Annotated in this window: 20 protein-coding genes; 19 read left to right on the forward strand and 1 reads right to left on the reverse strand. The window is 72.3% G+C overall.

What is annotated here, in order from left to right; translation table 11 throughout:
• The first annotated feature begins 8 nt into the window (after positions 1-8).
• Both N865_RS12895 and N865_RS12900 read left to right on the forward strand, forming a co-directional pair.
• Complete coding sequence (locus N865_RS12895) at positions 9-2,213, forward strand: sensor histidine kinase (RefSeq protein WP_051510532.1); 2,205 nt, start codon at positions 9-11, stop codon at positions 2,211-2,213.
• Positions 2,206-2,865: a response regulator transcription factor gene (locus tag N865_RS12900; RefSeq protein WP_034806578.1), complete on the forward strand. Its 660-nt coding sequence runs from the start codon at positions 2,206-2,208 to the stop codon at positions 2,863-2,865. Before N865_RS12895 ends, N865_RS12900 begins: the two co-directional genes overlap by 8 nt.
• 3 nt (positions 2,866-2,868) lie before the next feature.
• Here N865_RS12900 and N865_RS12905 read toward each other — a convergent pair whose 3' ends face one another.
• The gene (locus tag N865_RS12905; RefSeq protein WP_051510533.1) at positions 2,869-4,920 is read right to left on the reverse strand and encodes an elongation factor G-like protein EF-G2; all 2,052 of its coding nucleotides are present in this window, start codon (positions 4,918-4,920) and stop codon (positions 2,869-2,871) included.
• A gap of 89 nt (positions 4,921-5,009) precedes the next feature.
• Here N865_RS12905 and N865_RS12910 point away from each other — a divergent pair, with 89 nt between their 5' ends.
• The 17 genes from N865_RS12910 to tyrS all read left to right on the forward strand — a co-directional run bounded on the left by N865_RS12910 (position 5,010) and on the right by tyrS (position 23,271).
• Positions 5,010-6,356: an MFS transporter gene (locus N865_RS12910; RefSeq protein WP_034806585.1), complete on the forward strand. Its 1,347-nt coding sequence runs from the start codon at positions 5,010-5,012 to the stop codon at positions 6,354-6,356.
• Between the two features lie 314 nt (positions 6,357-6,670).
• Complete coding sequence (gene infC, locus N865_RS12915) at positions 6,671-7,276, forward strand: translation initiation factor IF-3 (protein WP_034806588.1); 606 nt, start codon at positions 6,671-6,673, stop codon at positions 7,274-7,276.
• 76 nt (positions 7,277-7,352) lie between these two features.
• Positions 7,353-7,547 (forward strand): 50S ribosomal protein L35, encoded by a 195-nt coding sequence (gene rpmI / locus N865_RS12920; RefSeq protein WP_020144695.1) that lies wholly within the window; start codon positions 7,353-7,355, stop codon positions 7,545-7,547.
• A gap of 83 nt (positions 7,548-7,630) precedes the next feature.
• Complete coding sequence (gene rplT, locus N865_RS12925) at positions 7,631-8,032, forward strand: 50S ribosomal protein L20 (protein ID WP_034806592.1); 402 nt, start codon at positions 7,631-7,633, stop codon at positions 8,030-8,032.
• Positions 8,033-8,125: 93 nt separating this feature from the next.
• The gene (locus tag N865_RS12930; RefSeq protein WP_034806595.1) at positions 8,126-8,929 is read left to right on the forward strand and encodes a TrmH family RNA methyltransferase; all 804 of its coding nucleotides are present in this window, start codon (positions 8,126-8,128) and stop codon (positions 8,927-8,929) included.
• Between the two features lie 39 nt (positions 8,930-8,968).
• Complete coding sequence (locus N865_RS12935) at positions 8,969-10,201, forward strand: PAS domain-containing sensor histidine kinase (RefSeq protein ID WP_034806598.1); 1,233 nt, start codon at positions 8,969-8,971, stop codon at positions 10,199-10,201.
• Between the two features lie 254 nt (positions 10,202-10,455).
• A complete protein-coding gene (gene pheS, locus N865_RS12940; protein WP_034806656.1) occupies positions 10,456-11,565 on the forward strand; it encodes a phenylalanine--tRNA ligase subunit alpha in 1,110 nt (369 codons plus the stop codon).
• Position 11,566: 1 nt separating this feature from the next.
• The gene (pheT, locus tag N865_RS12945) at positions 11,567-14,125 is read left to right on the forward strand and encodes a phenylalanine--tRNA ligase subunit beta (protein WP_034806601.1); all 2,559 of its coding nucleotides are present in this window, start codon (positions 11,567-11,569) and stop codon (positions 14,123-14,125) included.
• Between the two features lie 145 nt (positions 14,126-14,270).
• Positions 14,271-15,314: an N-acetyl-gamma-glutamyl-phosphate reductase gene (gene argC, locus N865_RS12950; RefSeq protein ID WP_034806604.1), complete on the forward strand. Its 1,044-nt coding sequence runs from the start codon at positions 14,271-14,273 to the stop codon at positions 15,312-15,314.
• Entirely contained in the window at positions 15,311-16,477 is a 1,167-nt protein-coding gene (gene argJ / locus N865_RS12955) for a bifunctional glutamate N-acetyltransferase/amino-acid acetyltransferase ArgJ (RefSeq protein ID WP_034806607.1), read from the forward strand. The genes argC and argJ overlap by 4 nt, the downstream gene beginning before the upstream one ends.
• Positions 16,474-17,451: an acetylglutamate kinase gene (argB, locus tag N865_RS12960; RefSeq protein WP_051510534.1), complete on the forward strand. Its 978-nt coding sequence runs from the start codon at positions 16,474-16,476 to the stop codon at positions 17,449-17,451. The genes argJ and argB overlap by 4 nt, the downstream gene beginning before the upstream one ends.
• Positions 17,448-18,632, forward strand: coding sequence for an acetylornithine transaminase (locus N865_RS12965; protein WP_034806609.1), 1,185 nt, complete (start codon positions 17,448-17,450; stop codon positions 18,630-18,632). The genes argB and N865_RS12965 overlap by 4 nt, the downstream gene beginning before the upstream one ends.
• Positions 18,629-19,114, forward strand: a complete 486-nt coding sequence (gene argR, locus N865_RS12970; RefSeq protein WP_034806617.1) for an arginine repressor — start codon at positions 18,629-18,631, stop codon at positions 19,112-19,114. The genes N865_RS12965 and argR overlap by 4 nt, the downstream gene beginning before the upstream one ends.
• Positions 19,115-19,143: 29 nt before the next feature.
• Positions 19,144-20,583: an argininosuccinate lyase gene (gene argH / locus N865_RS12975; protein ID WP_034806621.1), complete on the forward strand. Its 1,440-nt coding sequence runs from the start codon at positions 19,144-19,146 to the stop codon at positions 20,581-20,583.
• 42 nt (positions 20,584-20,625) lie between these two features.
• Positions 20,626-21,174 (forward strand): DinB family protein, encoded by a 549-nt coding sequence (locus N865_RS12980; protein WP_034806624.1) that lies wholly within the window; start codon positions 20,626-20,628, stop codon positions 21,172-21,174.
• Entirely contained in the window at positions 21,171-21,836 is a 666-nt protein-coding gene (locus N865_RS12985; protein WP_245603751.1) for a DNA-3-methyladenine glycosylase, read from the forward strand. The genes N865_RS12980 and N865_RS12985 overlap by 4 nt, the downstream gene beginning before the upstream one ends.
• Before the next feature lie 166 nt (positions 21,837-22,002).
• The gene (gene tyrS / locus N865_RS12990; protein ID WP_034806627.1) at positions 22,003-23,271 is read left to right on the forward strand and encodes a tyrosine--tRNA ligase; all 1,269 of its coding nucleotides are present in this window, start codon (positions 22,003-22,005) and stop codon (positions 23,269-23,271) included.
• Positions 23,272-23,413: the final 142 nt, after the last annotated feature.

Below are 23,413 nucleotides of genomic sequence, written 5' to 3' on the forward strand. Positions count from 1 at the left end.
TGTGCCCTGTGATCTCGGAGTCGGACGCCGCGCGCGGGAGCCGGACGGGCGCGGTCCTCACCGCCCTCGCCCTCGTTCTCACCGCCTTGACCATTGCCCTCGACATCGCCAATGCGGGCCACGTACCCGAGGCCGCAGAGCTCGAGCCCGGCTGGCTCGGGGCGCTCACCGGGCTGGCCCAGGTCGTCCCCGGCGCGCTCCTCCTGCGGCAGCTGCCGAGGCACCCGGTCGCGTGGATCCTCGTCGCCTCGGGGACCTTCTGGGTCGTCGACTCCTTCTGCGGCGCCTGGACCGCCTTCGCCGTGTACACGAACCCGGGGTTGCCGGGTGCGGCCGCGACCTTCTACGTCTACCAGCGCCTCGGGGCAGCCCTGCTCCTCGGACTGCCCCTGCTTCTCCTCGTCTTCCCCGACGGCCGACTACCCCACGCGCCGACGTGGCGTCGGCTCTCCGTCGCGAGCATCGTGCTGACCGCCCTGCTCCCCGTCCTGCTCGCCGTGGTGCCGACGGAGACCGCGACCCGCTTCACGCAGCAGCCGCTCGAGGAGCAGCTAGCCCAGCTCGGCGTCGACCCGTTCAGCATCAGCGCCCCCTACCCGATCTGGCAGGCCCTGCTGACTCTCGCCTACACCGGGATCTTCCTCAGCCTCGTCGTCCCCCTCGCAGTCGTCGTGCACCGCTATCGGGCCGCCGGCGACATCGGGAGGGCCCAGCTGCGCTGGCTCGTCTGGGCGGGCGTCGTCGACCTCGTCGCGATCGTCGCCGGACTGCTCACTCCGTCCCCGGTCGCCGGAGTCCTGCTCGCCCTCGCGGTCGGGTGCACGTCCGCGGCGGTCGTCGTCGCGGTCACCCGGCACCGTCTCTACGCGGTCGACCGGCTCATCTCCGCGACCGTCCTCTACGCCGTCCTCGCCGCTGCTGTCGTCCTCGTCGACGCCGTCGTGTTCGCCCTCGCGGGCGCCGTGCTCGGACAGCGCGACTCCGCTCTCGTCGCCATCGCCGTCGTGGCCGCGGTGTACGCGCCTCTGCGCGACCGCATCAGCCGGGCCCTGCGGCGCCTGCGGAGCGGTTCGAGGGACGACCCGTATGCCGTCGTGTCGGCCCTCGCCGAGCAGCTCGAGGGCTCCGACGGCCCGGATGCCCAGCTCGGCGCCGTGGTGAGAGCCGTCGGTGAGGCCTTCCGCTCGCCCTACGTCCGGATCGAGATCGACCGGCCCTCGGGCGAGCGGCAGGTCGTCCAGCACGGGAGCCCCGACGGCCACGAGGTCAGGCTGCCCGTCGTCTACCGCGGCGAGCAGATCGGTCGCCTCACGCTGTCCCCGGCCGGACGCACCGAGCTGACCGAGCGCGACCAGAGGCTCCTCGGTGACGTCGTCCGACAGGCCGCCGCCGCCACACGGGCGAGCGAGCTGAGCGAGGACTTGCAGGCCATCCGGGAGCGGCTCGTCTCGGCCCGGGAGGAGGAACGCCGCCGGCTGCGCCGCGACCTCCACGACAGCGTCGGACCCAGCCTCGCCGCCGTGTCCCTCCGCATCGAGACCGCCCGCAACGTCGCGCGGCGCGACCCTGCTGCTGCGGACCGGCTCCTCGAGGCGGCGACCGAGGACGTCGCCGCCGTCCTTGCAGACGTGCGTCGCCTCGCGCACGACCTGCGGCCGCCCGCGCTCGACGAGCTCGGCCTGGTCCGGGCCCTCGAGGAGCTGGCCCGACGGCTCGAGGGCCACGGCCTGACGATCTCGGTCCGTTCCGAGAAGGCGCCCCTGTCGTTGCCCGCGGCCGTCGAGGTCGCTGCATACCGCATCGTGGCCGAGGCCGTCCACAACGTCGTCCGGCACGCCGGGGCGAGCCGGTGTGTCGTCTCCCTCCGGCTCGGGGAGCCCCCGGACGGCGAGCGAGGCAGCGACCCGCGGGGGATGGCGGATGACGTGAACGACGCCTCGGCGGGCCAGGCCCACGCGACACGCACCCTGACGGTCGAGGTGCGAGACGACGGGCACGGCATACGCTCTGACGTGGTCGCGGGCGTGGGCATGCTCTCGCTGCGCGAACGAGCCGCCGAGCTGGGCGGGACGGCCACGGTCAGCTGTCCGGACACGGGCGGCACCGTCGTCCGTGCCTCGCTGCCGCTCGGTGGACGGCTCGCGGGCCCGACCGGGAGCGACTCGCTCCCGGTGGGCTCCCGATCGGCGACAGGAGTGACGACAGATGCGTGACGGACCCATCCGCGTGGTCCTCGTCGACGACCACCCCGTCTATCGCGACGGCCTCGCGGCCCTGCTCGACTCCGGCGACGGCATCGCCGTCGTCGGGACAGCCGGTGACGGCCGCGAGGCGCTCGCCGTCGTGGCCGCGGCCCGGCCCGACGTCGTCGTCATGGACGTGCAGATGCCGGTCATGGACGGGGTCGAGGCGACCCGGAGGATCACGGCGTCCACACCCGGGACCGGAGTCGTCGTGCTGACCATGTCGGAGGAGGACGAGACGCTCTTCCTCGCCATCCAGGCGGGCGCCCGAGGCTATCTCCTCAAGGGCGCCAACCAGGCGCAGATCGTCCAGGCGATCTCCGCCGTCGCGCAGGGAGGGGTGATCTTCGGTCCGGCCCTGGCGCGGCGGATCGCGGACTTCTTCGCGGCCGGCCCCGCCCGCACCGGGGGCCTCGACGAGCCGTTCCCGCAGCTCACGCCCCGCGAGCGCGAGGTGCTCGACCTCGTCGCGGCCGGCCGGTCCAACTCCCAGATCGCCTCGACCCTCTACCTCGCGCCGAAGACGGTGCGCAACAACGTCTCCGCGATCTTCGCGAAGCTCCACGTGGCGGACCGGGCCGAGGCCATCGTCCGTGCTCGCGACGCCGGCCTCGGCCGCTGACCGTCAGCCCTTGAGCAGCTCCTTGGCCTTGTCGGCGGGCAGCAGGTCGTGCCGGAGCGGCTCACGCACGAACGAGCCGGTGCCATGGGAGACCGAACGCAGGTCGATCGGGTAGCGCGAGAGCTCCGACTGCGGCACCTCGGCGTTGACGACCGTCCAGCCGGGGTCCTCGCCCGGCTCGGTACCGACGACATGGCCACGACGACCACGCAGGTCGGACATGACCGCCCCGAGGTACTCGTCGGCAGTGGTCACCGACACCCGGTCGATCGGCTCGAGGAGGGCGACCGTCGTCTCGTTGGCCGCCTCCTTGAGCGCCATCGCCGCGGCCGTCTGGAAGGCGACGTCTGAGGAGTCGACCGAGTGAGCCTTGCCGTCGACGAGCGTGACGCGCACGTCGACGACAGGGTGACCGGTGAGCACCCCCTTCTCGAGCTGCAACCGGGCCCCCTTCTCGACCGAGGGGATGAACTGACGCGGGACGGCGCCACCGACGACCTTGTCGACGAACTCGAAGCCCGACCCGCGGGGGAGCGGCTCGATCTCGAGGGAGCACACGGCATACTGCCCGTGCCCACCCGACTGCTTGACGTGGCGACCCTGGACCGAGCACTTCTGGATGAAGGTCTCGCGCAGCGCCGTCCGGTACGGCTCGGCCGTGACGGTGACGCCGTAGCGCTCCGCGAGCTGCTCGATGACCGAGTCGACGTGGGCCTGGCCCATCGTCCAGAGCACGACCTGGTCGGTCTCGCTCGAATGCTCCATGCGCATCGTCACGTCCTCGGCGACGAGCCGCTGGAGCGCGCCACCGAGCTTGTCCTCGTCGGACTTCGACGCGGCCCGGATCGCGACAGGCAGCTGCGGCTCGGGCAGGACCCAGGGCGCGACGACGGCCGGCCGTTCGGTCGAGGAGAGCGTGTCGGAGGTCTCCGCGCGGGTCAGCTTGGAAACGAGGGCGATCTCCCCGGCGATCGCCGTCCCCCGGGGCCGGTGGGTGTCGCAGAACGGCGCCGCGAGGGGCCCGACCCGCTCGTCGTCGTCATGGGCCGGGTGGCCCTCGACCTCGTGGCCCACGAAGTCACCGAGGTGGCCGGAGACGTGGACCGTCTCGTCGACCCGGAGCGTGCCCGAGAAGACCCGGACGAGGGAGAGGCGTCCGACGTAGGGGTCGCTCGTCGTGCGCACGACCTCGGCGACGAGCGGCGCGTCGGGGTCGCACGTGACGCCGGTGATGGCGCCGCCGGCGGGCGTGGTCACTGCCGGGAGGGGATGGACGGTGGGGTTCGGGAAGGCCTGGGTGATGAGGCCGAGCAGCTCCTCGACCCCCGCGCCCGTCGGCGGCGACACCGGCAGGATCGGGAAGAAGCTGCCCTGGGCGATCGCCGTCCGCAGATCGGCACGCAGCGCGTCGGTGTCGAGGTCCTCGCCCTCGAGGTAACGGTCGAGCAGGGTCGCGTCCTCGGACTCCTCGATGACCGACTCGATGAGGGCTGCCCGCGCGTCCTCGTGCTCGCCGGCCGCAGCCGTGAGCAGGCCGACGACACCAGTCACGGCGCCACCATCGAGGACCGGCCAGTGCGTCGCCCGCGCGTCGCCGAACGTCCTCCGGCACGTCTCGACCGTCGCGGCGAAGTCGGCGCGGGGCTGGTCAAGATGGGTGACTGCGACCGCTCGCGGCATCCCGACCGCCGCGCACTCGCGCCAGAGGAGTGCGACCGGGCGGTCGATCTCGTCGGCGCCGGAGACGACGAAGACGGCGGCGTCGGCCGCCCGCAGCCCGGCGCGCAGCTCGCCGACGAAGTCGGGATAGCCCGGGGTGTCGAGCAGGTTCAGAGTCAGACCGTCGGTCTCGATCGACGCGACGGTCAGGGTGGTCGTCCGAACGTGCTCGTCGTCGCCGGGTCGGTGACCGACCACCCGGGCGGCGACGAGCGCGTCGAAGAGCGCCGTCTTGCCGGCCCCGCCGGGTCCGACGAGCACGACGTTGCGAATGTCCTGCGGCGAGGCGGGGCTGGGGGCCGCAGGGAGGTCTGATCTGCCGGTTGGTCTGCCCATGACCCCACCTTTCTCCTCTTGTGTCGCGCCGACAAGGGATCGGCAATACCCGGGTGCGGCGTGTCGCCACGGGGTGACAGGCTGGTCCCATGGATGTGGGTGCCTACCGGGAGGTCGTCGCGAGTCGCGACACGCGCAACGCGCTGCTTCTCGGGTTCTTCATCCGTGTCCCGCTGTTCGCCGGCAGCGTCCTGCTCACGCTTCACGTCGTGACCACGCTCGGGCGCAGCTACGGCCAGGCCGGCCTCGTCACGGCCGCCTCCACCGTCGCCGTCGCGATCTCCGGCCCCTGGCGCGGGCGTCTGCTCGACCGGACCGGACTGCGCCGCACCGTGCTGCCCTCCCTTTTGGTGCAGGTCGTCTGCTGGTCGGTCGCGCCCTGGGTCGACTACGCCCCCCTCATGGCTCTCGCCGCGCTGGCCGGCCTCTTCGTCGTCCCGACCTTCTCGATCCTGCGCCAGGTCATCATCCGGTCCGTGCCTGCCGAGCGGCGCCGGACCGCCCTCTCGCTCGACTCGGCCGCCACGGAGCTGTCGTTCATGGCCGGACCGGCACTCGGGGTGTGGCTCGCGACCGTGTGGGACACGAGCTGGGCCCTCTTCGCGTGCGAGATGGCCTCGGTCGCCGCAGGCCTGGGCCTCTGGGTCGTCAACCCGGCCCTCACCGGCGCGCCCGACGGCTCCAGGCCGCGCGACCCCGAGGAGCTGGGGGAGGGCGCACGCGCCGAGGTCATCGCCGACGAGGCCTCGGTGGCCACCGCCGACGGCGTCGAAGAGGCGCCCGCGCCCCGGCGCGCGTTCCGTGGATTCATCACCGTCCCTGTCGCCGCCGTCTACCTCGCCGCGGTCTGCGCGACCCTCGTCCTGACCGGGACCGACGTCTCCATCGTCGCGGCCCTGCGCTCCTTCGGAGCGGCCGCGTCGATCGGCTGGGTCCTCGCGCTCTGGGGCCTCGGCTCGCTCGTCGGCGGCCTGGTCTACGGCGCCTGGCACCGCTCCCTCTCGGTCTTCTGGCTCCTCGGCGGCCTCAGCGCAACGACCGCGCCGGTCGCCCTCGCCGCCGGTGTCCCCGCGTTCGCCGTCCTCATCACGATCTGCGGCGTGCTCTGCGCCCCGACGATCACCGCCACGGTCGAGCAGCTGAGCCGGCTCGTGCCCGAGCGCTTCCGGGGCGAGATGATGGGGTGGCACGGGTCGGCGATGACGGCCGGATCGGCCGTCGGCGCCCCGGTGGCCGGCTTCGCCATCGACCGGTCCGGATGGCAGGGCGGCTTTCTCATCGTCTCCGCGGTGGGCGTCGTCGTCGCCGGGGGGGGCCTGATCGCCCAGCGCCGCCGCAACCCCGCCCCCGCCGCCAGCGTCGCGGGTGTCGCGCCTCGGCCACGCCGGAGCGCCGATTCGGCCGATGGCTCCTCGGCTGCTAGAGTTGAGCACTGACCAGTTGTCACACCGCCTGGCGGCGTGGCGACGTGCAAGAGAAGCTCGCTTCCACCCGCGCCAGCCCTCGGGCTGCCGGGTTCCAGGTCCGCGTCACACGGTGTTCCCTCCGGGGGTCGCCTACGGCGCCGTATGCCGCGAGGCCACCTTCCCGGCATACGTCCACTTGGGCTCCTCGTGCACGCACGGGGAGCCTTTTTCTGTGCGGGTCACACGAAACCCGAGCTACAGCCCCGTAGGTCACCACCAGTCATCGAACTTAGGAGCACCACATCAGCGAGCCTCGCATCAACGAGCGCATCCGGGTCCCGGAAGTGCGCTTGGTTGGCCCCAATGGTGAGCAGGTCGGCATCGTGCGCGTCGAGGACGCGCTGCGTCTGGCCGAGGAGGCGAACCTCGACCTCGTCGAGGTGGCCCCGATGGCCAAGCCGCCGGTCGCCAAGCTCATGGACTTCGGCAAGTTCAAGTACGAAGCCGCCCTGAAGGCACGAGAAGCACGCAAGAACCAGGTCAACACGGTCATCAAGGAGATCAAGCTCCGTCCGAAGATCGACCCGCACGACTACGGCACCAAGCGCGGCCACGTCGAGCGGTTCCTCAAGGCCGGCGACAAGGTCAAGGTGACGATCATGTTCCGGGGTCGCGAGCAGTCTCGTCCCGAGCTCGGCCGCCGTCTGCTCGAGCGCCTCGCCGAGGACATCGCCGAGCTCGGCTTCGTCGAGTCGGCGCCGAAGCAGGACGGGCGCAACATGATCATGGTGATCGGACCGACCAAGAAGAAGGCCGAGGCCAAGGCCGAGCAGCGCCGCTCGCGCGAGCAGCGACCGGCCGAGAGCGCCGCAGCCGAGGGCGCCACCGCCGAAGGCGCACCCGCCGAGGCCGCAGCCCCCGAGGTCACCGAGGCTCCTGCCTCCGAGTGACCCCGACGGACCCCGGTTCGTCACGACAGTCCACGTACGTCACGTACGCCTGGCAAGACACGAAGGAGATCGGCTCATGCCGAAGATGAAGACGCACAGCGGTGCGAAGAAGCGTTTCCGCCTCACCGGCACGGGCAAGGTCATGCGTGAGCAGGCCGGCGGTCGCCACCTGCTCGAGCACAAGTCGAGCAAGAAGATGCGTTCCATCGCGAACGACGTCGAGCTCGCCAAGCCGGACGCCAAGAAGGCCAAGAAGCTCCTCGGCAAGTGAGCCGAGACACCCACCCAGCATTCCGCTGAGGCGCCGGGTCCTCTCGGTCACGCCAGCAGCACCAGCAACGAAGGAGTATTCACGTGGCACGCGTGAAGCGGGCAGTCAACGCCCAGAAGAAGCGTCGCGTCGTTCTCGAGCGCGCGAGCGGTTACCGCGGTCAGCGGTCGCGTCTCTACCGCAAGGCCAAGGAGCAGGTCACCCACTCGCTCGGTTACGCCTACCGTGACCGTCGCGCGAAGAAGGGCGACTTCCGCCGACTGTGGATCCAGCGCATCAACGCTGCGGCCCGCGCCAACGGCATGACCTACAACCGGTTCATGCAGGGCCTCAAGGCCGCCGGGGTCGAGGTCGACCGCAAGATCCTCGCCGACCTCGCCGTCAACGACGCGCCGGCCTTCACCGCTCTCGTCGAGCTGTCCCGCGCCAACGTCCCGGCTGCCGACAAGGCCGTCGAGGCGAAGGTCGCCGGCGACGCCGCCTGAGCGACAGCGCCACGTCACCGGCACCGTCACTGAGATCTCACTGACATCGCCACCGACATCACCGGCAACGCAGACCGAGCGCCGGGACGCGCCGTGCTGACCAACCCCCGATCTGATCGGGTCAAGGCAGTGCGGGCGCTGTCCCGGCGCTCGGTGCGTTCGCGTACCGGGGAGTTCCTCGCCGAGGGCCCGCAGGCCGTGCGCGAGGCGGTCGTCCACCGGCCCGACCTCGTCCGCGACGTCTACGTCACGCCTGAGGCGGCTGAGCGGCATACGGACATCGTCGACGCGGCCCGCGCGGCACGACTGTGGGTGCACGACGTGTCCCCGGAGGTCCTCGCGGCGATGTGCGACACCGAGTCCCCGCAGGGGATCGCGGCCGTATGCCGGGTGCTCGACGTCAGTCTCGCGGCGGCCCTCGCCGACCTGCCGCCCGACGCCATCGTGTGCGTCCTCACCAACGTCCGTGACCCCGGCAACGCCGGAACGGTGATCCGCGGTGCGGACGCGGCCGGCGCCGACGCCGTCATCGTCAGCGATGCCAGCGTCGACGTCTACAACAACAAGGTCGTGCGCTCGACCGTCGGGTCGCTGTGGCACCTGCCGATCGCCACCGGAGTCCCCGTCCCGGTGATCCTCTCGGCCCTCCGTGAGCGGGGCATCACGCTCCTCGCCGCCGACGGCGCCGGCCAGACGCTGCTGCACGACGTCGACCTCGGGCGGCCCCACGCGTGGGTCATGGGCAACGAGGCGTGGGGTCTCGAGCCCGAGGTCCGCGAGGCCTGCGACGAGGTCGTGCGCGTCCCGATCTACGGGCACGCCGAGTCGCTCAACCTCGCGATGGCGGCCACCGTGTGCCTCTACGCGTCCGCCGAGGCGCGCCGCCGGCGGCGCTGACCTGCCCACAGACAGGTGGGCGTGGCTATCCTTCCGAGCATGGTCACCGGGCAGGACCGGGGTGCGCAAGCATCCAACGGCACGCCCGCCCCGCAGGCGCGGCGCGCGGTCGAGCCCCTCGGCACGCCCGAGGGGCGCTGGCTGGAGTCGCTGCCCGACGGCCTCGTCGTCGCGGGACCGGACCGCTGCATCCGCTTCGCCAACACCGAGGCCCTACGCATCCTCGGCTGCACCGCCGACGACCTGCTCGGCCGACGGCTCGTCGACGCGCTGCCGCTGCGCGACAAGTACGGTCGTGACTGGTGGACACACCTCGACCCCCGGGACGCCCCCGGGTCCGCGACCGGGCAGACCGAGCGGCTGCTCGTCGCCCCGGACGGGCACGACGTCCTGGTCACCGCCGGCTACGTCCGGTCCGAGCCGGGCGGGGTCGTCGAGCAGGTGCTCCTCGGGCTGCGCGACGCCGAGGCGCGCCAGCGGGCCGAGCGTGACCAGGCCACGGTCCTGTCCACCGTCGCCCACGAGCTGCGGGCCCCGCTGACGTCGGTCACCGGCTTCACGAGCAGCCTGCTGCGCCGCTGGGACCGCTTCACCGACGAGCAGAAGCGCCTCATGATCGAGACGATCGAGTCCGACGCCAAGCGCCTCACCCGCCTCATCACCGAGCTGCTCGACATCTCGCGCCTCGACTCGGACAGCCTCAACCTCAGGCTCGGACCGGTCGACCTCCACGAGCTGCTCGTGACCCACGTCGTCCGCCACGAGCTCGGTCGGTCGGCCGGTGCCGTACGGCTGCGCCTCGGCGCGACCGCCACGCAGCTCGGGCTGCCGGAGATGTGGGCCGACCGCGACCGGCTCGAGCAGGTCTTCTTCAACCTCATCGAGAACGCCCTCCAGCACGGAGACGGCCTCGTCACCGTCACCCTCGACCGCGTCCCGGGCGAGGCGCCCGCGACCGGTCGCTCCCTCGACCGCGGTGCCGACCCCGCCCGTCCGGGCGACCTCGTCCGTCCGGGCGACCTCGTCCGCAGCGACGACATCCTCGTCATCGTCGACGACGAGGGCGAGGGAGTCCCCGAGGCCGACCGGGAGCAGGTCTTCGGCCGGTTCTGGCACGGTCCCTCCAACGCGAGCACGGGCCTCGGGCTCTACGTCGTGCGCGGCCTCGTCGAGGCGCACGGCGGCACGGTCGTCGTCGACGGCAACGAGGCGGGTGGGGCCCGGTTCGTCGTGCGGCTGCCGTCCGGCCTGCCCGACGTCGTCGGTCCGTAGCCCGTCCCTCGTCATCGCTCGATAACCCCCGCCCGGGCGGAGAAGCTGCGGCCGGGTGGGCGGCATACGCCCAACCAGGTCCGCCCAGGTGGAGAAGCCGTGGTCGGGAGGGAGGGCGGCTCCGCAAGCGCGGACGCGGACGAAACCGGTTCGACGGCGCCCCTAGACTTGGACCACGACCGCGCCCGCCCCGATCCTCGAGGGTGCGCCGCACCACCGACCACGCCCCGAACGAGAGCAGCGAACGCACGCCGATGTCCGGACCCAACACGAACTACGACCCGGTCGAGGTCTCAGCCCTCGACCCCGCGAACATCGACGCCGCCGTGGAGGAGGCGCTGGCCGCGATCGCCGCAGCCGGCTCGCTCGACGAGCTCAAGGCGGTCCGCACCGCCCACCAGGGTGACCGGAGCCCGCTCGCCCTCGCCAACCGCGAGATCGGCGCCCTGCCGCCGAGCGCGAAGGCCGAGGCCGGCAAGCGGGTCGGCCAGGCCCGCGGCCGCGTCGCCCAGGCCCTCGCGACTCGCCAGGTGGAGCTCGAGGCCGAGCGGGACGAGCGGATCCTCGTCGAGGAGCGCGTCGACGTCACGGTCCCGGCGGTGCGCCGCCCCCACGGAGCCCGACACCCGATCGAGCTCGTCGCCCAGCGCCTCGTCGACGCGTTCGTCGGGAGCGGCTGGGAGGTCGCCGAGGGGCCCGAGCTCGAGAGCGAGTGGCTCAACTTCGACGCGCTCAACCTCGGCCCGGACCATCCCGCGCGGCAGATGCAGGACACCTTCTTCCTCGACCCGGTCGACTCGGGCCTCGTCCTGCGCACGCAGACCTCCCCGGTGCAGATCCGCACGATGCTCGAGAAGGAGCCGCCGATCTACATCGTCGCCCCGGGCAAGGTCTTCCGCACCGATGACCTCGACGCGACGCACACGCCGGTCTTCCACCAGATCGAGTGCCTCGCCATCGACAAGGGCCTGACGATGGCCCACCTGCGCGGTGCGCTCGACGCGTTCGTGCGGATCATGTTCGGCCCCGAGACGCGCACCCGGGTCCGCGCCAACTACTTCCCCTTCACCGAGCCGAGCATGGAGACCGACTTCCTCTGCTTCACCTGCCACGGCGAGGAGACGTGGGGCAGCGCCGAGCCGTGCCGGACCTGCGGCGGTTCTGGCTGGATCGAGCTCGGTGGCTCCGGCATGGTCAACCGCAAGGTGCTGCGCACCTGCGGCATCGACCCCGACGTCTACTCCGGGTTCGCCTTCGGGCTCGGGATCGAGCGCGCGCTCCAGCTGCGCCACGGGGTCCAGGGGATGCACGAGATCGTCGAGGGCGACGTCCGCTTCTCGCAGCAGTTCGGGATGGAGGTCTGACATGCGTATGCCGCTCAGCTGGCTCGCGGAGTACACCGACCTCGCGCCCGGGGCCCGGGGCGCCGACGTGGCCGCCAGCCTCGTCAGCGTGGGGCTCGAGGAGGAGGACCTCCACGGCGGCGACCTCAAGGGTCCCCTCGTCGTGGGGCGCGTCCTCGACTTCGTCGTGGAACCGCAGAAGAACGGCAAGAAGATCCGCTGGTGCACGGTCGACGTCGGCCAGAACGGCCAGATGCTGACCGAGGGCAAGCACCAGGAGATCGTCTGCGGCGCGCACAACTTCGAGGTCGGCGACCTCGTCGTCGTCGTGCTGCCCGGTGCCGTGCTGCCCGGGAACTTCGAGATCGCCGCGCGCAAGACGTACGGCCACGTCTCCAACGGGATGATCTGCGCCGAGGACGAGATCGGTCTCGGCCACGACCACGAGGGCATCATCGTCCTGTCCCGTCTGCTCGGCGAGGAGAAGGCGGCGGCCCTGTCGCCGGGCGACGACGCGATCGCGCTTCTCGGGCTCGGTGAGGAGACCGTCGAGACCAACGTGACGCCCGACCGCGGCTACTGCTTCTCGGTGCGCGGCCTCGCTCGCGAGTACTGGCACGCCCAGGGGAGCCCCCGGGGTGGCTACCGCGACCCGGCGGCGATCGCGGTCCCGGCGCCGAACGGCGACGGCTACACCGTCGAGCTCAAGGACGAGACCCCGCTCGAGGGCAACGAGGGGTGCGACCGCTACGTCGCCCGGATCGTGCGCGGCATCGACCCGTCCCGGCCGTCGCCGTCGTGGATGCAGAAGCGCCTCACCCAGATGGGCATGCGGCCGATCTCGCTCGCGGTCGACGTCACCAACTACGTCATGCTCGCCGTCGGCCAGCCGCTCCACGCCTTCGACGTCGACCGCCTCTCCGGCTCGATCGTCGTGCGCCGTGCGCGGGCGGGGGAGACCTTGACGACGCTCGACGACGTCGAGCGCACGCTGAGCCCGGAGGACCTGCTCATCACCGACGGCGGCGAGCACCCGCTCGCCATCGCCGGGGTCATGGGCGGCGCCTCGTCCGAGGTCGCAGCGACGACGACCGACGTGCTCGTCGAGGCCGCCCACTTCGACCCGACGACGGTCGCGCGGTCCGCGAGGCGCCACCGGCTCGCGACCGAGGCATCCAAGCGCTTCGAGCGCGGCGTCGACCCCAAGGTCACTGCTGCCGCCGCGCAGCTCGCCGTCGACCTCCTCGTCGAGCACGGCGGCGGCACGCCCGACCCGGGCGTGACGGACGTCGACCACACGACGGACCGGGCGGCATACCGCCTCGACGTCACCGAGCCGTCGCGGATCGTCGGCGTCGACTACCCGCGGGAGCGCGTGCTCGGCATCCTGCGCGACCTCGGCTGCGAGGTCGTGGAGTCGGGGGAGGGCGCCGACGACGTCCATGTCCTCGTGACGCCGCCGTCGTGGCGCCCCGACCTCGTCGACGCGCCCGACTACGCCGAGGAGATCGCGCGGATCGACGGCTACAACAACATCCCCTCGGTCACGCCCACGCCGTCTGGGGGCCGGGGCCTCACCCACTCGCAGAAGGCGCGCCGCGTCGTGGCCGACGCCCTGGCCGGTGCCGGCCTCACGGAGGTGCTGAGCTACCCGTTCGTCTCCGAGGAGCTGGCCGACCAGCTGATGCTCCCGGCCGATGACGACCGCCGCAACGCCGTGCGGCTCGCCAACCCGCTGTCCGAGGAGCGTCCGCTCCTGCGCACGTCGATCCTCGCGAGCCTCGTCGACACGCTGCGCCGCAACGTGGCCCGCGGGCACAAGGACGTCGCGATCTACGAGCTGGGTCTCGTGTTCCGCCCCGGTGGCCCGCTCGGCACGGCCCCGATCCCGAGCGTGGCGTCCCGGCCCGACGCCGAGACGCTCGAGCGGCTGTATGCCGCCGTGCCGGCTCAGCCACGACGCGTGGGCATCCTCGCGACCGGGCTCATCGAGCAGGCCGGCTGGTGGGGACCGGGGCGGCCGGCCGACTGGAGCGACATGGTCGCGGCGGTCCAGGCCGTCTCCGCGGCCCTCGCCGTCCCCGTCGTCGTCGCCAACGACGCGGCCCACGCCCCGTGGCACCCGGGCCGCTGCGCGCGGATCACCCTGGCCGATGGCACGCTCGTGGGTCACGCGGGAGAGCTGCACCCCAAGGTGCTTGCGGCTCTCGACCTGCCTGCGCGAACGGTGGCCGCCGAGCTCGACGTCGACGTGCTCGTCCGTGCGAGCGAGGAGCCCGTCCAGGCCCGGTCGTTCTCGACCTTCCCGCCGGCGATGACCGACGTCGCCCTGCTCGTGCGCTCTGACGTGGCCGCGGCTGACGTCGAGGCCGCCCTGCGGTCGGCAGCCGGGGACGCGCTCGAGTCCATCGTGCTGTTCGACGTGTACGAAGGGGAGCGGGTCGAGGCGGGACACCGGTCCCTCGCGTACCGGCTCACCTTCCGGGCCGCCGACCGCACGCTGACGACCGAGGAGGTCAACGGCTTCCGCGACGCCGCCGTGGCGGCCGCGGCCGCACGGACCGGCGCCGTCCAGCGCTGACCCCCGTCGCTGTGCCCCTGACCCGGGCACCACGACCGCCCCGACCGGCCGGATCCACCGTGATCCGGCCGGTCGCCGCGTTTGAGGGCGACCGGCCTCGACCCCGCGGTGCACAACTATGCATCAGTGTGTATAGTCATGCATTGTGATCAGGGCAGCAGTTGCGGGGGCGAGCGGATACGCCGGAGGAGAGATCCTCCGGCTCCTGCTCGCCCACCCGCAGTTCGAGGTTGGCGCCGTCACGGCAGGGAGCAACGCAGGCGAGCGTCTCGGGGCGATCCACCCTCATCTGACGCCCTTGGCGGACCGAGTCCTCGACGACACGAGCGTCGAGGTCCTCGCCGGGCACGAGGTCGTCTTCCTCGCGCTGCCGCACGGGCACTCGGCGGCGCTCGCCGCCCAGCTGCCGGAGGAGGTCGTCGTCATCGACTGCGGGGCCGACTTCCGGCTCGAGTCGGCGCAGGCGTGGACCACCTTCTACGACACGCCGCATGCCGGCGCTTGGCCATACGGGCTGCCCGAGCTCCCGCTCGCGGGTGGGGCCAGGCAGCGCGAGCGGCTGGCCGGGGCGCGCCGCATCGCCGTGCCCGGGTGCTACCCGACGGGCATCTCGCTCGCCCTCGCTCCCGGCCTCGCGGCCGGCACCATCGAGCCCTCCGACGTCGTCGTCGTGGCGGCGTCGGGCACCTCTGGCGCCGGCAAGGCCCTCAAGCCGCACCTGCTCGGGAGCGAGGTCATGGGCTCGATGTCGCCCTACGGCGTGGGCGGCGGCCACCGGCACACCCCCGAGATCGAGCAGAACCTCGGCCGCGCCGCCGGCCTGCCCGTCACCGTCTCCTTCACCCCGACGCTCGCCCCGATGCCGCGGGGGATCCTCGCCACGTGCACGGCCAGGCTCACCGAGGGTGCCGACCCGGCCTCCGTGCGGAACGTCTGGGAGCAGGCGTATGCCGCCGAGCCCTTCGTCCACCTCCTGCCGGAGGGGGTGTGGCCGCGGACGGCAGACGTCATCGGCAGCAACAACGTCCACCTGCAGGTCGCCGTCGACGCGCACGCCGGCCGCGTCGTCGTCGTCTCGGCCATCGACAACCTCACCAAGGGCACGGGCGGCGCCGCCATCCAGTGCGCCAACCTCGCCCTCGGGCTCGACGAGGCCCTGGGCCTGCCCCTGACAGGAGTCGCACCGTGACCGGTTCACCCTCCACCGTCCGGCTGCCGCGCGGCTTTCGCGCGGCGGGAGTCACCGCCGGGCTCAAGGCGAGCGGCCGGCCCGACCTCGCCCTCGTGGTCAACGACGGCCCCGACCACCACGGTGCGGCCGTCTTCACCACGAACCGGGTCGAGGCGGCGCCCGTCACCTGGTCCCGGCAGGTCGTCGCCGACCGTCGGGTCGACGCGGTCGTGCTCAACTCGGGCGGGGCCAACGCGTGCACGGGTCCCCAGGGCTTTCTCGACGCACATCGGACCGCGGAGCACGTCGCGGAGTCGCTCGGCATCTCCGCCGGCGACGTCATCGTCTGCTCGACGGGGCTGATCGGTGAGCTGCTGCCCATGGACATCGTCCTCGCCGGCGTGACGTCCGCCGCAGCCGCCCTCACGCCCGACGGCCACGAGTCGGCCGCGGTCGCGATCATGACGACCGACACGGTCCACAAGGTCGCCGTGCACCACGGTGAGGGGTGGTCCGTGTCCGGCATGGCCAAGGGCGCCGGCATGCTCGCCCCGGCCCTCGCGACGATGCTCGTCGTCCTGACGACCGACGCGGTCGTCACCGCGGAAGACCTCGACGCGGCGCTCCGAGCCGCCACCGCGATGTCGTTCGACCGCATCGACTCCGACGCCTGCATGTCGACCAACGACACCGTCGTCGCCCTCGCCTCGGGGGCCTCGGAGGTCGAGGTCGGCCGCGACGAGCTCACGGCCGCGCTCACCGAGGTGTGCGCCGACCTCGCTCGGCAGCTCATCGCCGACGCCGAGGGCGCCGCCCACGACATCGCCATCGAGGTGCGCTCGGCGGCGTCGGTCGACGACGCCCTCGAGGTCGCCCGGGCGATCGCCCGCAACAACCTCTTCAAGTGCGCGATCTTCGGCAACGACCCCAACTGGGGCCGCGTGCTCGCAGCCGTCGGCACCACGCGTGCCGCCTTCGAACCGGCGGCCCTCGACGTCTCCATGAACGGCGTGCAGGTCTGCCGGGCGGGGGGAGTGGGGCAGGACCGCTCCCTCGTCGACCTCAGCGCCCGCGAGGTGCACCTGCTCGTCGACCTGCACGCCGGGGACGAGACCGCGACCGTGTGGACCAACGACCTGACCCACGACTACGTCCACGAGAACTCGGCCTACAGCTCATGAGCAGCCAGCACGGTTCCGGCGCTCACCAGAGCCTGCGTGGCCTCATCGACGCGGCCGCGATCCGGGTCGCGGCGGGCAAGGCCGCGACCCTCGTCGAGGCGTTGCCCTGGCTCGAGCGCTTCCGCGGCGCGCTCGTCGTCGTCAAGTACGGCGGCAACGCGATGGTCGACGAGAGTCTCAAGAAGGCCTTCGCCGAGGACATCGCGTTCCTCCGGTATGCCGGGCTGCGACCGGTTGTCGTCCACGGCGGCGGCCCCCAGATCAAGTCCATGCTCGGTCGCCTCGGTCTCGAGAGCGAGTTCAGGGGAGGCCTGCGCGTCACGACCCCCGAGGTCATGGACGTCGTCCGCATGGTCCTCACCGGTCAGGTCGGCCGCGAGCTCGTCGGCCTGCTCAACCAGCACGGCCCGATCGCGGTCGGACTCTCCGGCGAGGACGCCGGACTGCTCGGGGCGCGCCGCCGGGGCACGGTCGTCGACGGCGAGCTCGTCGACCTCGGTCTCGTCGGCGATGTCGAGAGCGTCAACCCGTCGGCGGTCCTCGACATCCTCGACGCCGGGCGCGTCCCGGTCGTGTCGACGGTCGCTCCCGACCTCGACGTCGAGGGCCAGGTGCTCAACGTCAACGCCGACACCGCTGCCGCCGCGCTCGCCGTGGCCCTCGGGGCCGAGAAGCTCGTCGTGCTCACCGACGTCGAGGGCATCTACGCCGACTGGCCCGACCGCGGCTCGCTCCTGTCGAGCATCGACGTCACGGCGGCCAAGGCGCTCCTCGCCCGGGTCGACGAGGGGATGGTTCCCAAGCTCGAGGCATGCATCCGCGCGGTCGAGGGCGGGGTGTCGCGGACCCACGTCGTCGACGGCCGCACCCCGCACTCGATCCTGCTCGAGATCTTCACCGACGAGGGCATCGGCACGATGGTCCTCCCCGACCCCGGTTCCGGCCCGGGCAGCGACGAAGGGAGCCCGGCATGACGACCGGATCCGACCTGCTGGGCCGTTACGCCCACTCGATGGTCCAGGTCTTCGGGACCCCGCAGCTCGTGCTCGCCTCCGGCCACGGCTGCTGGGTCACCGACGTCGACGGCAAGCGCTACCTCGACCTCCTCTCGGGCATCGCCGTCAACGCCCTCGGCCACGGCCACCCGGCGCTCGTCCAGGCCGTCGCCAAGCAGGCCGAGGCCGCGATCCACGTCTCGAACTTCTTCACGTCCGAGCCGGCCGTCCTGCTCGCCGAGCGCCTCCTCACCCTGGCTGCGGCGCCCGAGGGCTCGGGCGTGTTCTTCGCCAACTCGGGGACCGAGGCGACCGAGGCGGCCATCAAGCTCTCCCGCCGCACCGGGCGGACGACGATGATCGCCCTCGAGGGCTCCTTCCACGGTCGCTCGACCGGGGCGCTCGCGCTCACGCACAAGGCGGCCTACCGCGAGCCCTTCGAGCCGCTCATCCCCGAGGTCGTCTTCGTCGCCCCCGACGACGCAGACGCGCTCCGGGCCGCCGTCGACGACACGACCGCGGCGGTCTTCATCGAGCCGATCCAGGGCGAGGCCGGGGTGCGCGAGGTGTCCGCCGACTACCTCCGCCTGGCCCGCGAGCTGACGAGCCGGCACGGGGCCCTTCTCGTCCTCGACGAGATCCAGACCGGCGTCGGACGGACGGGCTCGTGGTTCGCCCATCAGCCCTCTGGTGTCGTGCCCGACGCGATGACGCTCGCGAAGGGCCTCGGCGGCGGCGTGCCGATCGGTGCGCTCGTGACCTTCGGCCCGGAGGTCACGGGGCTGCTCACGGCCGGCCAGCACGGGACGACCTTCGGCGGCAACCCGCTCGCCTGCGCTGCCGGCCTCGCGGTCCTCGACACGATCGAGCGTGACGGCCTCCTCGAGCACGTCTCGCGCGTCGGCGCCCTCCTCGACGACGTCGAGGTCGAGGGCGTCTCCGCCACGCGCGGACGGGGCCTCCTCCGCGCCATCGAGCTGAGCGGCATACCCGCGCCGGCGGTCATGGTCGCGGCCCGCGACGCGGGCTTCATCGTCAACGCCGTCACGCCGACCGCGCTCCGGCTCGCCCCGCCGCTCATCCTCTCCGAGGCCGAGCTCCAGGGCTTCCTCAGCGCCCTGCCCACGATCATCGACACCGTCCGGGAGGCCACGGCATGAGCCGGGCGCAGCGCCAGCGGCGCATCGTCGAGCTGCTCGAGCAGCACGAGGTCCGCAGCCAGGGGGAGCTGTCCGACCTCCTCGGCGCCGAGGGCACCGAGGTGACGCAGGCGACCCTCTCCCGTGACCTCGTCGAGGTCGGCGCGGTCAAGGTCCGGCGCGGGCGGTCGCTCGTCTACGCGGTGCCGGGGGAGTCCGGCGAGCTCGCGACGGTCGGGACCGTCGGCGAGGGCGCGACGGCGCGACTGCGTCGCACGTGCGAGGAGCTGCTCGTCTCGGCCACGGCCGCCCAGAACCTCGTCGTCCTGCGCACGCCACCGGGCGCCGCGAACTACCTCGCGTCGGCGATCGACCAGACGCGGGATCCCGAGATCGTGGGCACGATCGCGGGCGACGACACGATCATGATCGTCACCCCGAGCCCCGAGCAGGCCGCTGCGGTGGCCGACCACCTCACCTCCCTCTCGGGTTCCCGAGACTGACCGCACGCCGTCCCAAGGAGACCAGACCGATGAGCACCGAAGAGCCCCAGGCGCCCGCCGAGCGGGTCAGCCTCTGGGGCGGGCGTTTCGCCGGAGGCCCCGACCAGGCCCTCGCCGCGCTGTCGAAGAGCACCCACTTCGACTGGCGCCTCGCGCCGCAGGACATCGCCGGATCGCGCGCGCACGCACGAGTGCTGTATGCCGCCGGGCTGCTCTCCGACGAGCACCTCGCCGGGATGCTGGCGGGCCTCGACCGCCTCGAGGCGGACGTCCTCTCCGGGGCCTTCGGGCCCGCCGAGGACGACGAGGACGTGCACACGGCCCTCGAGCGCGGGCTCATCGAGCGGGTCGGCGCTGACCTCGGGGGGCGCCTGCGCGCCGGCCGGTCCCGCAACGACCAGGTCGCCACGCTCTTCCGGATGTACCTGCGCGAGCACGCGCGCACCGTCGGCGGCCTGGTCCTCGACGTCGTCGACGCGCTCGTCGCTCAGGCCGACCGCCACCTCGGCGTCGCGATGCCCGGCCGCACCCACCTCCAGCACGCCCAGCCGGTGCTGCTCTCCCACCACCTGCTCGCCCACGCCTGGGCGCTGCTGCGCGACGTCGACCGGCTGCGGGACTGGGACGCCCGCGCCGACGCCTCGCCCTACGGCTCCGGGGCCCTCGCCGGCTCCTCGCTCGGCCTCGACCCGGAGGCGGTCGCCCACGACCTCGGGTTCGCGCGGGCCGTCGAGAACTCGATCGACGGCACCGCATCGCGCGACTTCGTCGCCGAGTTCTCCTTCGTCTCGGCGATGACCGCCGTCGACATCTCGCGGATCGCCGAGGAGGTCATCCTCTGGGCGACGAAGGAGTTCTCCTTCGTCACGCTCCACGACTCCTACTCGACGGGGTCGAGCATCATGCCCCAGAAGAAGAACCCCGACGTCGCCGAGCTCGCCCGCGGCAAGGCCGGTCGCCTCGTCGGTGACCTCGCGGGCCTCCTCACGACCCTCAAGGCCCTGCCGCTCGCCTACAACCGCGACCTGCAGGAGGACAAGGAGCCGGTCTTCGACGCCGTCGACACGCTCGAGGTGCTCCTGCCCGCGTTCTCCGGCATGGTCGACACGCTCACCTTCAACACCGAGCGGCTCGAGTCGCTCGCGCCCCAGGGTTTCGCCCTGGCCACCGACATCGCCGAGTGGCTCGTCCGCCAGGGCGTGCCGTTCCGGGTCGCCCATGAGGTCGCGGGCGCCTGCGTCCGTGAGTGCGAGACCCGGGGCATCGAGCTGTGGGACCTCTCGGACGAGGACTTCGCCCGGATCAGCGAGCACCTCACGCCGGAGGTTCGCTCGGTGCTGTCCGTGCAGGGCTCACTCGCCTCCCGCGACGCGGTCGGCGGGACCGCCCCGGCCCGCGTCACGGAGCAGCTGGCCGCGGCCCGTGCCCGGCTGGCGGCCGCTCGAGCCTGGACCGGCCGCAGCGACTGAAACCGGGTTGCGCGAACTCGAGTGTGCCGCGAGGTTGGTGCCATGACGGAGCGCCGCCTGCCTGACATGTGGGTCGACCCAGAAGACGACCCCCGCGAGACCGGGATCGAGACGGTGGGGGAGAAGGCGACGCTCGTCGACTACCTCCGCCGCTACCGCCTGACGCTCGAGATGAAGTGTGAGGGGCTCGACGCGGAGCAGCTCGCCCGGCGCTCGGTCCCCCCGTCGACGATGTCCCTCCTGGGGCTCGTGCGGCACCTCGCCAAGGTCGAACACACGTGGTTCCGCCGGGTCATGGGCGAGGAGAACATCCCCCGGCTCTACTGGAGCGAGGACGACCGCGACCTCGACTTCAACGGCGCCGTCGCCGATCCCGTGGTCGTCGCCGACGCGTGGGCGACGTGGCGGCGCGAGGTCGCCCACGCCGAGACCTACGTGGAGGCGGCCCCGTCCCTCGACGCCACGGCCGTGCATGCCGGGGAGACGTACGTCCTGCGGGACGTCCTCGTCCACATGGTCGAGGAGTACGCCCGCCACGTCGGCCACGCCGACCTCCTCCGCGAGTGCATCGACGGTCGCACCGGCCAGTGAGCCACCCGGTGCGCTCCGGCGAGCGGCTGCCCCGCGCGTTCTTCGCGCGCAGCAGCCTCGACGTCGCGCCCGACCTCCTCGGGTGCCTGCTGACGTTCGGGGAGGTCACCCTGCGCCTGACAGAGCTCGAGGCGTATGCCGGGCACCTCGATCCGGGGTCGCACGCCTTCCGCGGCGAGACCCCGCGGACCCGCCCGATGTTCGGGCCGGCCGGTTTCACGTACGTCTACTTCACGTACGGACACCACTGGTGCCTCAACCTCGTCGCCGGGCAGGAGGGGACCGCCGAGGCGGTCCTCGTGCGGGGGGCCGAGGTGGTCGCAGGCCATGATGTCGTAGCGGTGCGCCGCGCAGGAGTCCGTCAGCGCGACTGGGCGCGCGGGCCGGGCCGGCTCGCGCAGGCCCTCGGCATGAACGGCGAGCACACGGGCCGAGACTTCTGCCGTCCCTCGATCGGCGAGCCGATCGACCTCGTCGTGGCCGCGCCGCTGGAGCGGGTGCCGGAGGACGCGATCCGGACCGGTCCCCGCGTCGGGGTCAGCGGGCCGGGTGGAGACGGTGAGGCGTACCCGTGGCGGTTCTTCGTCGACGGCGACCCGCACGTCTCCACGTATCGTCCCGGCGTCGTCCGGAGACGGCGCACCGCCCGCGGGCCGAGGTGACCTAGGCACCCGGCCTGACGGCATACGCGACCGTCTCCGCCGGCGTGAGCGGCGGGGGACCGGCATGCGGGACCGCGCCCATTGCATTGGCCCGCACGGGCTCGCGTAGGGCAGTCTGTGTCGCGGTGGGCAGTGAGCCCCCGGGAACGAGAGGACACCGATACCCGTGACGGACATCTTCGACGAGCTGCAGTGGCGCGGCCTGGTGGCACAGACCACCGACGAGGCGGCGCTGCGCGAAGCACTCGCGGAGGGGCCCATCACGTTGTATTGCGGCTTCGACCCGACGGCGCCCTCGCTCCACTTCGGCAATCTCGTCCAGCTCGTCGTCCTCCGGCACTTCCAGCGTGCCGGCCACCGGGTCATCTGCCTGGTCGGCGGCTCGACGGGACTCATCGGAGACCCCAGACCGACGTCCGAGCGGGTCCTCAAGACGAAGGAGCAGACTGCCGACAACGTGGCGCGGATCAAGGCGCTGGTCCGGCCCTTCCTCGACTTCGAGGGCGACAACGCGGCGCTGCTCGTCGACAATCTCGACTGGACGGCCCAGCTGTCGGCGCTCGACTTCCTGCGCGAGGTGGGCAAGCACTTCCGCGTCAACCAGATGATCCGGAAGGACGCCATCGCGACCCGGCTCGAGAGCCAGGAGGGGATCTCGTACACCGAGTTCAGCTACCAGCTGCTCCAGGGCTACGACTACCTCCACCTCTTCCGGGAGTTCGGCTGCACGCTGCAGACCGGCGGCAGCGACCAGTGGGGCAACCTGACCGCCGGCGTCGACCTCATCCACAAGACCGAGGGTGCGGCCGTGCACCTGCTGACGACGCCGCTGCTGACCGACGCCTCCGGCAACAAGTTCGGCAAGTCGGAGGGTAACGCCGTCTGGCTGTCCGCCGACATGTTCAGCCCGTACGCGTTCTACCAGTACTTCCTCAACGTCGAGGACGCCTCGGTGATCAAGCTGCTCAAGGTCTTCACCGACCGGACCCGGGAGGAGATCACCGAGCTCGAGAAGCAGGTGGCGGAGGAGCCGTTCCGGCGCACCGCCCAGAAGACGCTGGCCGCCGACATCACGACCCTCGTCCACGGGGCTCCGGCGACGGCGTCGGTCCAGGCGGCGTCGGAGGCCCTCTTCGGCCGAGGCGAGCTCGCCGGCCTCGCCGGCCTCGACGACCGGACGCTCGACGACGCGACGGCCGAGCTGCCTGGTGCCGCCGTGGCCGTGGGCACCTCGATCGTCGATGCGCTTGTCGCGGTCGGCCTCGTCGACTCGCGCAACAACGCGCGTCGCGCGATCGGCGATGGCGGAGCGTCGGTCAACAACGTCAAGGTGACCGACCCCGAGCGCGTCCTCGGGGAGGAGGACTTCCTCCACGGCAAGGTCGCCATCCTCAAGCGGGGCCGCAAGAGCCTCGCTGCGGCGCGTCGGGCCTGACGGGTCGGGTGAAGGGGCGGATCCTGTTGCGAGACAGCGGGATCCGCCCCTTATGCGTGTCCGTAGGGCACCGGATTTGGCGTTGCGGTCCGATGAGGGCTACTGTTCTCTGTGTCAGCCCGGCTGGGATGCGGACGCCACT

Origin of the sequence: Intrasporangium oryzae NRRL B-24470 (assembly GCF_000576595.1) — a bacterium.
GTDB lineage: Bacteria > Actinomycetota > Actinomycetes > Actinomycetales > Dermatophilaceae > Intrasporangium_C > Intrasporangium_C oryzae.

Excerpts from the sequence above, each read along its gene's own strand:
- pheT (WP_034806601.1), top strand. The coding sequence starts at position 11,567 with ATGCGTATGCCGCTCAGCTGGCTCGCGGAGTACACCGACCTCGCGCCC.
- argH (WP_034806621.1), top strand. The coding sequence starts at position 19,144 with ATGAGCACCGAAGAGCCCCAGGCGCCCGCCGAGCGGGTCAGCCTCTGG.
- rpmI (WP_020144695.1), top strand. The coding sequence starts at position 7,353 with ATGCCGAAGATGAAGACGCACAGCGGTGCGAAGAAGCGTTTCCGCCTC.
- N865_RS12980 (WP_034806624.1), top strand. The coding sequence starts at position 20,626 with ATGACGGAGCGCCGCCTGCCTGACATGTGGGTCGACCCAGAAGACGAC.
- argR (WP_034806617.1), top strand. The coding sequence starts at position 18,629 with ATGAGCCGGGCGCAGCGCCAGCGGCGCATCGTCGAGCTGCTCGAGCAG.
- pheS (WP_034806656.1), top strand. The coding sequence starts at position 10,456 with ATGTCCGGACCCAACACGAACTACGACCCGGTCGAGGTCTCAGCCCTC.
- N865_RS12965 (WP_034806609.1), top strand. The coding sequence starts at position 17,448 with ATGACGACCGGATCCGACCTGCTGGGCCGTTACGCCCACTCGATGGTC.
- N865_RS12935 (WP_034806598.1), top strand. The coding sequence starts at position 8,969 with ATGGTCACCGGGCAGGACCGGGGTGCGCAAGCATCCAACGGCACGCCC.
- argB (WP_051510534.1), top strand. The coding sequence starts at position 16,474 with ATGAGCAGCCAGCACGGTTCCGGCGCTCACCAGAGCCTGCGTGGCCTC.
- N865_RS12910 (WP_034806585.1), top strand. The coding sequence starts at position 5,010 with ATGGATGTGGGTGCCTACCGGGAGGTCGTCGCGAGTCGCGACACGCGC.
- N865_RS12905 (WP_051510533.1), bottom strand. The coding sequence starts at position 4,920 with ATGGGCAGACCAACCGGCAGATCAGACCTCCCTGCGGCCCCCAGCCCC.
- N865_RS12900 (WP_034806578.1), top strand. The coding sequence starts at position 2,206 with ATGCGTGACGGACCCATCCGCGTGGTCCTCGTCGACGACCACCCCGTC.